This window comes from Burkholderia arboris (assembly GCF_038723655.1).
GTDB lineage: Bacteria > Pseudomonadota > Gammaproteobacteria > Burkholderiales > Burkholderiaceae > Burkholderia > Burkholderia arboris.
Window position 1 is genome coordinate 293,452 of the sequence record NZ_CP109821.1, and the last position, 13,482, is coordinate 306,933.

10 protein-coding genes are annotated in these 13,482 nt (G+C 65.8%); 3 read left to right on the forward strand and 7 right to left on the reverse strand.

The window, feature by feature from the left end:
• Positions 1 to 239: 239 nt before the first annotated feature.
• Positions 240 to 926, reverse strand: a complete 687-nt coding sequence (locus OHZ10_RS01375) for an orotate phosphoribosyltransferase (protein WP_059232636.1) — start codon at positions 924 to 926, stop codon at positions 240 to 242.
• A gap of 460 nt (positions 927 to 1,386) precedes the next feature.
• Here OHZ10_RS01375 and OHZ10_RS01380 point away from each other — a divergent pair, with 460 nt between their 5' ends.
• Positions 1,387 to 3,657 carry an NADP-dependent malic enzyme gene (locus tag OHZ10_RS01380; RefSeq protein ID WP_059232635.1) on the forward strand — a complete coding sequence of 757 codons (2,271 nt, stop codon included), beginning with the start codon at positions 1,387 to 1,389 and terminating at the stop codon, positions 3,655 to 3,657.
• A gap of 148 nt (positions 3,658 to 3,805) precedes the next feature.
• Here OHZ10_RS01380 and OHZ10_RS01385 read toward each other — a convergent pair whose 3' ends face one another.
• Positions 3,806 to 7,396 (reverse strand): indolepyruvate ferredoxin oxidoreductase family protein, encoded by a 3,591-nt coding sequence (locus OHZ10_RS01385; RefSeq protein ID WP_340623732.1) that lies wholly within the window; start codon positions 7,394 to 7,396, stop codon positions 3,806 to 3,808.
• 330 nt (positions 7,397 to 7,726) lie between these two features.
• On the opposite strand from OHZ10_RS01385, the gene OHZ10_RS01390 reads away from it, so the two are divergent.
• Entirely contained in the window at positions 7,727 to 7,921 is a 195-nt protein-coding gene (locus tag OHZ10_RS01390) for a hypothetical protein (protein ID WP_342703414.1), read from the forward strand.
• A gap of 133 nt (positions 7,922 to 8,054) precedes the next feature.
• Here the strand turns inward: OHZ10_RS01390 and hppD are convergent, their stop codons facing one another.
• Complete coding sequence (gene hppD / locus OHZ10_RS01395) at positions 8,055 to 9,152, reverse strand: 4-hydroxyphenylpyruvate dioxygenase (RefSeq protein ID WP_059232632.1); 1,098 nt, start codon at positions 9,150 to 9,152, stop codon at positions 8,055 to 8,057.
• Between the two features lie 203 nt (positions 9,153 to 9,355).
• Here hppD and OHZ10_RS01400 point away from each other — a divergent pair, with 203 nt between their 5' ends.
• On the forward strand, positions 9,356 to 9,880 hold the full coding sequence (locus tag OHZ10_RS01400; RefSeq protein ID WP_059528294.1) for an Lrp/AsnC family transcriptional regulator: 525 nt from the start codon (positions 9,356 to 9,358) through the stop codon (positions 9,878 to 9,880).
• Between the two features lie 56 nt (positions 9,881 to 9,936).
• Here OHZ10_RS01400 and OHZ10_RS01405 read toward each other — a convergent pair whose 3' ends face one another.
• The 4 genes from OHZ10_RS01405 to paaE all read right to left on the reverse strand — a co-directional run bounded on the left by OHZ10_RS01405 (position 9,937) and on the right by paaE (position 13,482).
• On the reverse strand, positions 9,937 to 10,584 hold the full coding sequence (locus OHZ10_RS01405; protein WP_059232630.1) for a GNAT family N-acetyltransferase: 648 nt from the start codon (positions 10,582 to 10,584) through the stop codon (positions 9,937 to 9,939).
• A 234-nt stretch (positions 10,585 to 10,818) separates the two neighbouring features.
• Positions 10,819 to 11,424, reverse strand: a complete 606-nt coding sequence (locus OHZ10_RS01410; protein ID WP_006482923.1) for a TetR/AcrR family transcriptional regulator — start codon at positions 11,422 to 11,424, stop codon at positions 10,819 to 10,821.
• A gap of 16 nt (positions 11,425 to 11,440) precedes the next feature.
• Positions 11,441 to 12,265 carry a DUF1835 domain-containing protein gene (locus tag OHZ10_RS01415; RefSeq protein ID WP_059232629.1) on the reverse strand — a complete coding sequence of 275 codons (825 nt, stop codon included), beginning with the start codon at positions 12,263 to 12,265 and terminating at the stop codon, positions 11,441 to 11,443.
• Between the two features lie 128 nt (positions 12,266 to 12,393).
• Entirely contained in the window at positions 12,394 to 13,482 is a 1,089-nt protein-coding gene (paaE, locus tag OHZ10_RS01420) for a 1,2-phenylacetyl-CoA epoxidase subunit PaaE (protein WP_059232628.1), read from the reverse strand.

The following is a 13,482-nucleotide window of genomic DNA, read 5'->3' on the forward strand; positions in this document are numbered from 1 at the left end:
CGTCACGTGGGCCGGGCCGATGCTCCCGGCGTGGTTGGCGTTGTGCGTTGCCCGTGCCGCTGATGGCGGCGATGGATCAAGTCTAGCATTAGGGTTCGATGAGCGATGCACGCCGCAACCCGCGATTGCGCTCGGTCATCGCGCGGCCGGGCCGAGGCCCGGCGGACGAAAAAAAAGCCGCCTGCGATGAAGCAGGCGGCTTTTTCAGCCAGGACGCCGGCCTGCGGGCCGGCGCGGCGTCAATCCTTCGGGGACGTCGCGCCGCCGTGCGCCGCCGACCACTCGGCCGGTGCGTGCAGGAATTTCTCGACTTCGTCGAGCGTCTTCGTCTCGAAGTAGCCCGAAGCCTTCGCGACGCGCAGCACGTCCCACCACGTCGCCAGTGCATGCAGGTCGACGTCGATGTCCTTCAGGACCGACACGCTTTCCTTGAAGATGTCGTAGTGGAACAGCACGAAGCAGTGATTCACCGTCGCGCCCGCGGTGCGCAGCGCGTTGACGAAGTTGATCTTGCTGCGGCTGTCGGTCGTCAGGTCTTCCACCAGCAGCACGCGCGAGCCTTCTTCCAGATGGCCTTCGATCTGCGCGTTGCGGCCGAAACCCTTCGGCTTTTTGCGCACGTACTGCATCGGCACCATCATCCGGTCCGCGATCCAGGCCGCGAACGGGATGCCGGCCGTCTCGCCACCCGCCACCGCGTCGATCTGCTCGAAGCCGATGTCGCGCGTGATCGTCGTTTCCGCCATTTCCATCAGCGCCCGGCGCACGCGCGGGTACGAGATCAGCTTGCGGCAGTCGATATAGACGGGGCTTGCCCAGCCGGACGTGAAGATGAACGGTTTTTCGGCGTTGAAGTGCACCGCCTGCACTTCGAGCAGGATTTTGGCGGTCGTATCCGAGATCGACTGACGATCGTAGCCTGTCATGGGCATTCCTTGGGTGTTGAGCGAGGAGCGGGCGCGGGCCCGGTGGCGCAGCAAGGGGAACCTGCCCAGAGGGCGGGGGCGCGATCGGAGGGCCAATCGCATCGCTGCGCGCGTAGCCCGATATTTTACCCGATTCAGGCCGGTTTTCGGCGGAATTCGCGCAGGTTCGCCATGCCGCTCACCACTGGCGAAACAAACGGGGCGCGACCAACCCGACGCTGATGCCAAGGATGCGGCGCTGCACCAACGGACGTCATTTAGGGGGTGTACACTAGGCGACCCTTAGAAATCGTTCAGTACTTTGTACTTTCCTCTTGCCACCCGCCAAGGTTCGATGGCGTGCCGACCCGGCGCGTCGCGTGCCGTCTCGCAGTCGACCATCCCCTCGATCCAAGCAGACGCGGCCGAAGGTGCTGTGTACTGAGCCGTCAATATTTCGCATGTCTCTCGCAGGTCAATCATGGACGAACAACTGAAGCAGGCCGCACTCGCTTATCACCTGAACCCGAAACCCGGCAAGATTTCGGTCACCCCGACCAAGCCGCTGTCGAACCAGCTCGATCTGTCGCTTGCGTATTCGCCGGGCGTTGCCGCTGCGTGCGAAGCGATCCACGCCGATCCGCTCGACGCGCAGAAGTACACGTCGCGCGGCAACCTCGTCGGCGTCATCACGAACGGCACGGCCGTGCTGGGCCTCGGCAACATCGGCCCGCTTGCCGCGAAGCCGGTGATGGAAGGCAAGGGCTGCCTCTTCAAGAAATTCGCGGGCATCGACGTGTTCGACATCGAACTGTCGGAGTCCGACCCCGACAAGCTGGTCGAGGCGATCGCGATGCTCGAGCCGACGCTCGGCGGCATCAACCTCGAGGACATCAAGGCGCCGGAGTGCTTCTACATCGAGCAGAAGCTGCGCGAGCGCATGAAGATCCCCGTCTTCCACGATGACCAGCACGGCACCGCGATCATCGCGTCGGCCGCGATCCTGAACGGCCTGAAGGTCGTCGGCAAGCAGCTGTCCGAAGTGAAGCTCGTGTGCTCGGGCGCCGGCGCCGCGGCCATCGCGTGTCTGGACCTGCTGGTGAACCTCGGCCTGACGAAGTCGAACATCCTCGTCGCCGATTCGAAGGGCGTGATCTACGAAGGGCGCGGCAACCTCGATCCGTCGAAGCAGCGCTATGCGGCGACCACCGACGCACGCACGCTTGCCGACGCGATCGTCGGCGCGGACGTGTTCCTCGGCTGCTCGAGCGCGGGCGTGCTGAAGCAGGACATGGTCAAGACGATGGGCGACAAGCCGCTGATCCTGGCGCTCGCGAACCCGGAACCGGAAATCCGCCCGGAAGACGCGAAGGCCGTGCGCCCGGACGCGATCGTCGCGACCGGCCGTTCGGACTACCCGAACCAGGTCAACAACGTGCTGTGCTTCCCGTTCATCTTCCGCGGCGCGCTCGACGTCGGCGCGACGACGATCACGGAAGAAATGAAGCTCGCGTGCGTGCGCGCGATCGCCGAACTGGCCCAGGAAACCGACCAGAGCGAAGAAGTCGCGAAGGCGTATGAAGGCCACTCGCTCGAATTCGGGCCGGACTACCTGATTCCGAAGCCGTTCGATCCGCGCCTGATCATCAAGATCGCGCCGGCCGTCGCGCAAGCCGCGATGGATTCGGGCGTCGCCACGCGCCCGATCCAGGACATGGACGCGTACCGCGAGCAGCTCGGCGCGACCGTCTACCGCACCGGCATGGTGATGCGCCCGGTGTTCGCGACCGCGAAGCAGAAGCAGGCCCGCATCGTGTTCGCCGAGGGCGAGGACGAGCGCGTGCTGCGCGCCGCGCAGTTCGTGCTGCAGGAAAAGATCGCGAAGCCGATCATCGTCGGCCGTCCGTCGGTCGTCGACATGCGCCTGCAGAAGATCGGCTCGAAGCTGAAGGCCGGCACCGATTTCGAAATCGTCGATCCGGAAGACGATGCACGCTACCACCGCTACTGGCAGGCGTATCAGGAGATCGGCGCGCGTGACGGCGTGACGCCGGAAGTCGCGAAGGCCGCGATGCGCAAGTTCAACACGCTGATCGGCGCGATGCTCGTGCACCTGGGCGATGCGGACGGGATGATCTGCGGGATGATCGACACGTTCCACAGCCACCTGAAGTTCATCGAGCAGGTGCTGGGCCGCGCGAAGGGCGCCGAGCACTTCGCCGCGATGAACCTGCTGATGCTGCCGGGCCGCAACCTGTTCGTGTGCGACACGTACGTGAACGAACTGCCGAGCGCCGAACAGCTCGCCGACATGACGATCCAGGCTGCGGCCGAGATCGAGCGCTTCGGCATCGCGCCGAAGGCCGCGCTGCTGTCGAACTCGAACTTCGGCAGCGCGCCGTCGGCGTCGTCGCGCCGGATGGCCGAGGCCCGCAAGCTGATCGTCGAACGTGCGCCGAACCTGGAAGTCGACGGTGAAATGCACGGCGACGCGGCGCTGTCGGAAGTGATCCGCAAGCAGGCGTTCCCGGGCACGACGCTGTCGGGCGAAGCGAACCTGCTGATCATGCCGAACGTCGAAGCGGCGAACATCGCGTACAACCTGCTGAAGATGGTCGGCGGCGAAGGCGTGACGGTCGGCCCGTTCCTGCTCGGCGCAGCGAAGCCGGTCCACATCCTGACGCCGGCTGCGACCGTGCGCCGGATCATCAACATGACGGCCGTTGCCGCCGCGAACGTGAACACGAAGTAAGTCCACGCCCGCGTGCGCCGCGCTCAAGGCGCGGCGCAATGAAAAACGCCACGGAACCTGCGTTCCGTGGCGTTTTTTTTCGCATGAATCGTAACGGGCGGCGCGGGCGGGGCGTCCTGGCCGCGAACGCCTCGCCCGCCGCGTACCGTTACGCGACCTGCTGGTGCGACTGGCCGCCCGCCGGTGAACGCCACTTCGCGAGCAGCGTGTCCCACTTCAGGCGTACCGCGCGCAGGTTGTTCTCCTTCACGTGGCCGTAGCCGCGAATGCCGTCCGGCAGCGCCGCGAGCTCGAGCGCGAGCGGGCGGTTGGCCGCGTTCAGCTTGGCCATCACCTCGCCGATCAGCGCTTCGTACTCGCCGATCAGTGCGCGCTCGGTGCGACGCTCGTCGGTGCGGCCGAACGGGTCGAGCCCGGTGCCGCGCAGGAACTTCGCCTTCGCGAGCAGCCGGAACGCCGACATCATCCACGGGCCGTACGCCTTCTTCACGAGATGGCCGTGGGCGTCCGTCTTCGCGAACAGCGGCGGTGCGAGGTGGAATTTCAGCTTCCAGTCGCCTTCGAACTGCGCGGTCAGGCGCGCGAGGAACGCGGGGTCGGACTGCAGCCGCGCGACCTCGTATTCGTCCTTGTACGCCATCAGCTTGAACAGGTTGCGCGCGACCGCTTCGGTCAGTTGCTCCTGCACCGTATCGCCGTCCGCCAGCGCGCGCTCGGCGGCGCGCACCTTGTCGACGAACGCCGCATAGCGCGATGCGTACGCGGCGTTCTGGTACGCAGTGAGGAATTCCACGCGCTTCGCGATCAACGCGTCGACCGCCTTCTTCGTGTGCAGCGCGATTACCGTCGCGCCTTGCGCGGGGCGTGCGTCGCCGGCCGCGGCCTGCTTCACGCTGGCCAGGTCGTACGCGGCGCGGCGGCCCCAGTCGAACGCCGCGCGGTTCTTCTCGACCGACACCGCATTCAGCTCGATCGCGCGTTCGAGCGACGCGAGCGTGAGCGGCAGCCAGCCTTTCTGCCACGCGTAGCCGAGCACGAACGGGTTCGTGTAGATCGCGTCGCCGAGCAGCGCGACCGCGAATCGGTTCGCGTCGATGAAGTCGACGGCAACGCCCGCTGCCGCGCGGATGTCGTTCTCCGCGGACAGACCCGGGAACGCCCAGTTCGGGTTCTTGATGAACTCGGCGGTCGGCGTCTGCGCGCTGTTGACGACCACGCGCGTCGTGTCGTGCCGCATCCGCGACGTGCACTCGTCGCCTGCCGTAACGAGCGCGTCGCAGCCGATCACGAGGTCGGCTTCGCCCATCGCGATCCGCGTCGCATGGATGTCGGTCGGCGCGTGCGAGATCTGCACGTGGCTCATCACCGCGCCGCCTTTCTGCGCGAGGCCGGTGACGTCGAGCACGGTCACGCCCTTGTTTTCCAGGTGCGCGGCCATCCCGAGCAGCGCGCCGATCGTGACGACGCCCGTGCCGCCGACGCCGGTGACGAGCACGCCGTACGCGCGGTCGATGTCCGGCAGCGTCGGTTCCGGCATCGGCGGCAGCGCGTTGCCGTCGACCGACACGGCCTTCGGCTTCTTCAGCTGGCCGCCCTCGACCGTGACGAAGCTCGGGCAGAAGCCCTTCACGCACGAGAAGTCCTTGTTGCAGCTCGACTGGTTGATCTGGCGCTTCGTGCCGAATTCGGTTTCCAGCGGCTCGACCGACAGGCAGTTCGATTGCACCGAGCAGTCGCCGCAGCCTTCGCACACCGCGTCGTTGATCACGACGCGCTTGGCCGGATCCGGATACGTGCCGCGTTTGCGGCGGCGACGCTTCTCGGTTGCGCAGGTCTGGTCGTAGATCAGGATCGTCGTGCCTTCGATCTCGCGCAGCTCGCGCTGCACGTCGTCGAGCTGGTCGCGGTGATGGATCGTCACGCCCGGCGCGAGCAGCGCTTTCTGGCTGTCGTACTTCTCCGGCTCGTCGGTGACGATCACGATCTTCTTCGCGCCTTCGGACGCGAGCTGGTGCGTGATCTGCGGCACCGTCAGCACGCCGTCGACCGGCTGGCCGCCCGTCATCGCGACGGCGTCGTTGTAGAGAATCTTGTAGGTGATGTTCGCCTTCGACGAAATCGCCGCGCGCACGGCCAGCAGGCCCGAGTGGAAGTAGGTGCCGTCGCCGAGGTTCGCGAACACGTGCTTCTCGTCCGTGAACGGCGCCTGGCCGATCCACGGCACGCCTTCGCCGCCCATCTGGCTGAAGGTGCTCGTGCTGCGGTCCATCCACACGGTCATGTAGTGGCAGCCGATGCCGGCGATCGCGCGCGAGCCTTCCGGTACGTTGGTCGACGTGTTGTGCGGGCAGCCCGAGCAGAACCACGGCTTGCGCTCGGTCTGCACGTGCGGCTTCGCGAGCGCCATTTCCTTCGCGTTGATCACCGCGAGCCGCGCGGCGATGCGCGCGCGCACGTCGGACGGCAGCTCGAACTTCTCGAGGCGCGTCGCGATCGCCTTCGCGATGATCGCGGGCGACAGCTCATAGTGCGCGGGCAGCAGCCAGTTGCCCATCGGCACCGACCATTCGCCGCCGGCGCCGTCTTTCTCGTCGAACTTGCCGAACACGCGCGGCCGCTGGCCGTCCGGCCAGTTGTACAGCTCTTCCTTGATCGCGTATTCGAGGATCTGGCGCTTTTCCTCGACGACCAGGATTTCGTCGAGGCCGCGCGCAAATGCCTGCGCGCCCTGCGCTTCGAGCGGCCACACGCAGCCGACCTTGTAGAGCCGGATGCCGATCCGCGCGCAGGTTTCGTCGTCGAGGCCGAGGTCGGTCAGCGCCTGGCGCACGTCGAGGTACGCCTTGCCGCCCGTCATGATCCCGAAGCGCGCGTTCGGCGAATCGATCTCGATCCGGTCGAGCTTGTTCGCGCGCACATAGGCGAGCGCCGCGTACCACTTGTAGTCGAGCAGCCGCGCTTCCTGCACGAGCGGCGGGTCGGGCCAGCGGATGTTCAGCCCGCCCTCCGGCACGATGAAGTCGGTCGGCAGCACGATCTCGGTGCGATGCGGGTCGATGTCGACCGACGCCGACGATTCGACGACGTCCGTCACGCACTTGAGCGCGACCCACAGGCCCGAATAACGGCTCATCGCCCAGCCGTGCAGGCCGAAATCGAGATATTCCTGCACGTTGGACGGGAACAGCACGGGCAGCCCGCAGGCCTTGAAGATGTGTTCGGACTGGTGCGCGAGGGTCGACGATTTCGCCGCGTGGTCGTCGCCGGCGAGCACCAGCACGCCGCCGTGCTGCGACGAGCCGGCCGAGTTCGCGTGCTTGAAGACGTCGCCGGTGCGGTCGACGCCCGGGCCCTTGCCGTACCACATGCCGAACACGCCGTCGTGCTTCGCGCCGGGATACAGGTTCACCTGCTGCGAGCCCCACACGGCGGTGGCGGCGAGATCTTCGTTGAGACCGGGCTGGAAGACGATCTGGTGGGCGGCCAGGTGCTGCTTGGCCTTCCAGAGCGACAGATCGAGGCCGCCGAGCGGCGAGCCGCGGTAGCCGGAGATGAAACCGGCCGTATTGAGACCGGCGGCGCGGTCGCGTTCCTGCTGGAGCATCGGCAGGCGCACGAGGGCCTGGATGCCGCTCATGTACGCGCGACCGCGTTCCAGTGTGTATTTGTCATCTAGCGTGACGGACTTCAGCGCGGCTTCTAGCGACGCGCGTTGGCCTGCGTCTAGCGGGGCATTCATTAACTGTCTCCTCCACCCAGTTTGGGATCACCAAAACTCGACTGCTTCGGGCGTCTTGTGGACGCGTCGGCAGTGGCCGGCATATTCGCCGGTTTTAAGCGATGGTAGCACTGGGGCAAACCCGCCGCCCATCGGTTGGAATCCGGGTCAAATTGCGGCGGCGCACCAGAAAACAGGGCGTGATGATGCGTTACATCATGTAAAAGCATGTAAAGCCGCGTCCATCTGCGGGCAATTGCCGTTAATCTTGTCGGCCTGCCGGAGGTGCCTGGTCGCGTTGGTTCGTTTCGACGCAATCGGGGAGGCGCCGGCAGTTTTACAGGAGGTGCAATGAACACACGTCATATCCAGAGTTTCCTGATCGTGTCCGCCGCGTTTTTCGCGATGACCGGCCCGGTGCGCGCGCAAGGTGCGAGCGCACTGGCGGCAGCCGGCGCGCAGATGCGTCAGATCGTGCCGGCCCAGGACGCCGTCGCGCAGCCGTCGACCGTGCGGCCCGCCGCGTCGAAGGTGAACGCGCGTTGATCCGGTCGCGCGGCCAGCAGGCCGCGCCGGAATGAAAAAAGGGCGGGAATCCTCGGATTCCCGCCCTTTTTCGTTGTACCGCACGGATCGTGCGGCCGGCCCGGTTGCCCGCGGCGGCCGCTGGCCGGATGCGTCAGGCCTTGTCCTGCACGACGCCGCGGCGGATCTGGTCGAGTTCGATCGATTCGAACAGTGCCTTGAAGTTGCCTTCGCCGAAGCCCTGGTTGCCCTTGCGCTGGATGATCTCGAAGAAGATCGGCCCGATCTGGTTCTCGGTGAAGATCTGCAGCAGCAGGTCGTCCTGCGCGCCGTCGATCAGGATCTTGCGCTTCTTCAGCTCGTCCAGCGATTCGCCGTGGTTCGGCACGCGGCGGTCGACCAGCTCGTAATACGTGTCGATCGTGTCGAGCAGCTTCACTTCCTTGCCGCGCAGGCCGTCGACCGCCCGGTAGATGTCGCTCGCGCCGAGCGCGATGTGCTGGATGCCTTCGCCGTGATACGCGTCGAGGTATTCCTGGATCTGGCCGGCCGTTTCCGAGCCTTCCTCGTTGATCGGGATGCGGATCTTGCCGCACGGCGACGTCATCGCCTTCGACTTCACGCCCGTCACCTTGCCTTCGATGTCGAAGTAGCGCACTTCGCGGAAGTTGAACAGGCGTTCGTAGAACTCGGCCCATTCCTGCATGCGGCCGCGATGCACGTTGTGCGTCAGGTGGTCGATGTACGTCAGGCCGTGGCCGACCGGGTTCGGGTTCGCGCCGGCGATCGGCTCGAAGTCGACGTCATAGATGCTGATGTCGCCGATCGCGCCCGGCTGCGCGCCGTTCTTGCCGCGCCAGCGGTCGACGAAATAGATCAGCGAATCGCCGATGCCCTTGATTGCCGGGATGTTCAGCTCCATCGGGCCCGTCTTGTTGTCGAAGCCCCACGCGCCGAGGTCGAGCGCGCGCCGGTACGCCTTCGCGGCATCCTGCACGCGGAACGCGATCGCGCAGATCGACGGGCCATGCAGGCGCGCGAAGCGTTGCGCGAACGAATCGGGTTCGGCGTTGATGATGAAGTTGATGTCGCCCTGGCGGTACACCGTCACGTCCTTGTGGCGGTGACGTGCGATCGCGGTGAAACCCATCCGTTCGAACAGTTGTCCGAGCGCTTTCGGGTCCGGTGCCGTGTATTCGATGAATTCGAAGCCGTCGGTGCCGACGGGGTTGTCCCAGTTGGGGATCTGCATGTCGTGTCTCCTGTGCGGGGCGATCGGCCGGGGCGACGTGCGCCTGCCTGACCTGGTTCGATGTCGACGGCCGCGCGTGCGCAGCGAGTCGATGCATGCGACAGAGTGTAGCGGGCGGCCGCGAGCGGAAATTTGCGAATTTAATCGCCAGCCCCTACGATGGCGCAATTTCCAGTCTTGAAATAATCATTGGAGGGCAGAAGATGGCGCAAGCCGAATTGGATGCCATCGACCGGCGAATTCTCGCGATTCTTCAGGAGAACGGGCGCCTGTCGAACCAGGAGATCGCCGAGCGCGTGAACCTGTCGCCGAGCCCGTGCCTGCGGCGGATCCGGCGGCTCGAGGAGATCGGCGTGATCACCGGCTATGTCGCGCTGCTGAACCCGCAGAAACTCGGGCTCGACCTGCTCGCGTACGTGAGCGTGCGGCTCGAGAAGCGCGGCGGCCTCGCGCCGGTGCGGGTCGACGAGACGTCGGCGCGCGCGGGCGCGACCCATGCGGAGCTGTTCCGCGCGGCCGTGCAGACCTGGCCGGAAGTGGTCGCGTGTCACGCGATGACGGGGGACATGGATTACCTGCTGCGCGTGCAGGTCGAGGACATGGCGCATTTCTCCCGCTTCGTGCAGGAGCACCTGCTGCATCACCCGTCGGTGATCGACGTGAAGACGAGCTTCTCGCTGGAATGCTTCAAGGAGACGACGGCGCTGCCGATTCGCTCGGTGCGCTAGCGTGGAGGGGAAGGCAGGGGCCGGGCGCGCCACTGGCGCGGCCCGGCTGGCCGATGTTACGCCGTCAGCGCGGCAGGCATCAGCGATTCGATGAACTTCGTCGTGCGGCGCGTCTGGCGCTTCATCGCGTAGTCGAACACCGCGGCCTGTTCCTGCAGCATCTCGGCGATGATCGTCGAGTGGTCGGCCGGTGGCAGCGACAGGTACGCATCGGCTTCGCCGTACGCGTACTCGATCCGCATCCCGGATTTCTTCGCGATGTGCATCATCGTCGCGTTGCGCGACAGGCAATGCATGTACAGCATCGTCACGCGCGTGTTGCGGCTGCGGATCGCCGCGCGCTCGAACAGCTTCGAGCCGACGCCGCGGCCGCGCGCGCTTTCGAGCACCGACACGCCGAATTCGGCCGTACGCTTGTCGCCCTCGGCCGGCAGGTAGGCCAGGTGGCCGACGCCGATCAGTTCGAGGTCGTGGTCGAACACGCCGAACACGGTGTCGCGACCGAAATCGATCGTGCGGACGTAGTTCTCGACCACGTGGTCAGGCACCATCTGGCCGAAGCGCAGCAGGCGGTCCTCTTCGTCGAGCGAGAGAAAGTGGGTGAGCATCTGCTCACGGTCTTTGGAAGCCAGTTCCCTGACGAGAACCGGCGCACTACCGGCGTTGCCGACGACATCGGCAGTGCCGTTGAATTGCGTGTTCATCGTGGGTTCCTCAATGTGTGACCGTACAGCGGGTTGTGCAATGCAACAGCATTTTACCCGACTGCGGCCCCTCGGATTGGGGAAAACCCGTATCTCGCGTTGAGGGTGAATTCTAAACCTGCTTAATTATCAGGCTATCTATTTGATTTTTAACAGATTTAAAATTCATCATATGAAATGCGCGGCGGGCGGTCGCAGTGTGCCCGTCGCGCAACGCATGCTGCTTCGCGGCAATCAGGCTGCCGTCGACAGCCCGCGCTCGATCAGGTCGATCACCTGCTCGGCGAAGTCGCGGTAGCCGAGGCGGCCACCCGGCTTCAGCCACGTGAAGGTCCAGTTGATCATCCCGAACACCATCATCGTCACCGATGTCTGGTTTTCCTTCGAGATGCGGTCCGGGTACGCGCGGGCGAGCTGCCGCGTGAACGCCGCGACGATGTCGCGCTGGCGGTCGAGCACGATTTCGCGCTGAGCATCCTCGAGATACTTCACGTCGTTGAGCAGCGCGACATGACGGCTGTGCGACGTCTCGTACTCGGCGAGGAACGCGCGCACGAGCTCGGCGAACGCGTCGCGCTCGCTGAGGCCGCGCCGCTGGCTCGCGCCTTCGACCTCGGCGATGATCAGCATCAGCCGTTTCGTGTAGCGGTCGAGCAGGTCGAACAGGATCGCTTCCTTGCTCTCGTAGTAGTGATAGAGGCGTGCCTTCGACGTGCCGCTCGCGGTCGCGAGATCGGACATCGACGTGCTCGGGTAGCTCGTCTGCGCGAATTTCTCGGCGGCCAGATCGAGGATCTGTTCGCGTTGGGATTCGTGATCGGGCGCTCGGGTACGGGCCATGGTCGAATGCGGAAGATTAGCGGTGCGTGGTGGCCGCGCGGGCCGCGCGCACCTGCGTGGAGGAAAGGGCGTCGGGGGTGTCGTCCTGCAGCTCGAGCCGGCCGGCGGCCGCGAGTTCGCGGCAGCGCCACCAGGCGATCGAATCGCTGACGAACAGCCCGCCGCGATCGGCGGCGGCCATGATGCTGCCGACGAGGCGCCGCGCGGGCAGCCAGTCGGTTTCCGCGCGCGCGACGATCAGCGCGTCGAGATCGGCGAAGTGGCCGCTCTTGATCGTGTTGCTGACCCAATAACGCAATTCGGCGTTCAGGTGTTTCGCCTCCTGCCATTCGAGCGCGAGGCGGCCGATGCGCAGTACCGAGATCGGCGCGGCCACCGGCCGCTTGCGCGCCAGTTCCGCGGGCGAGAACATCCCGGTCGAGCAGGCCTGGTCGGTGCGCGACAGCGACGCGCGCTGCGCGGTGTCGAGGTCGGCGGCCGACAGCCGCACCTCGTTCAGGCGCTGCGGCACGTTGCGCAGGTGATAGGCGACGCGGCGCAGCAGCAGCTTGTCGCCGACGCTCGGCGCGTGCCACACGACCACCTGGCCCGTATCCATCGCGAGCTGGTCGAGACGCGCGAACTCGCCTTCGATTTCCGCGTTCCAGTCGGGGATCTGGTCGCCGAGCACGTGCTGCCAGAAGGCGGCGCGCGTATCGGGCGTCTCGTCGGCGCCCTTGAGCGGCCCGACGCCGAGATCGTCGAGCAATCCGACGACGTGCTCGTCGCGTCCGGCTTGCGCAAGGGCTTCGCGCAGCGACGCGGCGGCGGTGCCGCCCTGAATCACATGAATGGTACTCATCGGCCTGTCGTCAACAAAAGAAAACCGCCGGCCGGGCGGACGTTGCGACGTCCAGCCGGCCGGCGGCCCCTAGTGTAAGCGAGATGTGTGACGGCGAGAAACCGTCCGGCGCCGCGACGCGATGCCGCTCAACGCTCGTCGTAGCTCACGACGACCTTGTCGCTGATCGGGTGGCACTGGCACGTGAGCACGAAACCGTCCTTCACTTCGTGCTCCTCGAGCGTGTAGTTCTTCTCCATCCGCACTTCGCCTTCGATCACCTTCGCGCGGCACGTGCAGCACACGCCGCCCTTGCACGCGTACGGCAGCGCGAGGCCCGCGCGCAGGCCGACATCGAGCAGGCTCACGCCTTCATACGGCAGGCGCAGCTTGCGCTTCTTGCCGTCGAGCACGATTTCGAGATCCGCGGCCGGTGTCTGGTCGGTGATTTCGACGACCGGCGTGCCGGCTTGCGGCAGCGGCGTGCCGAAACGCTCGACATGCACCTTCGCCGGCGGCACGCCGGCTGCCTTCAGTGCGGCTTCGGCCGCGTCCATCATCGGCGCCGGGCCGCAGATGAACGCTTCGTCGATCGCGTCGGCAGGCGTCAGCGTGTCGAGGAATTCCGCGCATTTCGCCTGGTCGAGCACGCCGTTGAACAACTCGACGTCCTGCAGGTCGTCCGACAGCACGTGATACAGGACGAAGCGGTTCATGTAGCGGTTCTTCAGGTCCTCGAGCTCCTCCGCGAACATGATCGCGTCGACGCTGCGGTTCCCGTAGATCAGCGTGAACGTGCTGCGCGGCTCGAGCTCGAGCGTCGTCTTCACGATCGCGAGCACCGGCGTGATCCCCGAGCCGCCCGAAAACGCGACGTACTGCTTGCCGTGATCGGCGTTCAGGTGTGTGAAGAAGCGGCCGTCCGGCGTCATCACGTCGATCGTGTGGCCGGGCTTCAGCGAGTCGAACGCGAAGTTCGAGAAGCGGCCGCCGCGCACGCGCTTGATGCCGATGCGCAGTTCGCCGTCACGGTCGTAGTCCGTCGTGCCGACGCAGATCGAATACGAGCGGCGCGTTTCCTCGCCGTCGATATGGGTCTTCAGCGTGACGAACTGGCCTTGCGTGAAGCGGTACGCGTCGCGCAGCTCGGGCGGCACGTCGAAGGAGACGGTAACGGCGTCGGCGGTCTCGGGTCGCACGTCGCGGATACGCAGCGGGTGAAATTGCGGGGTCGCCAT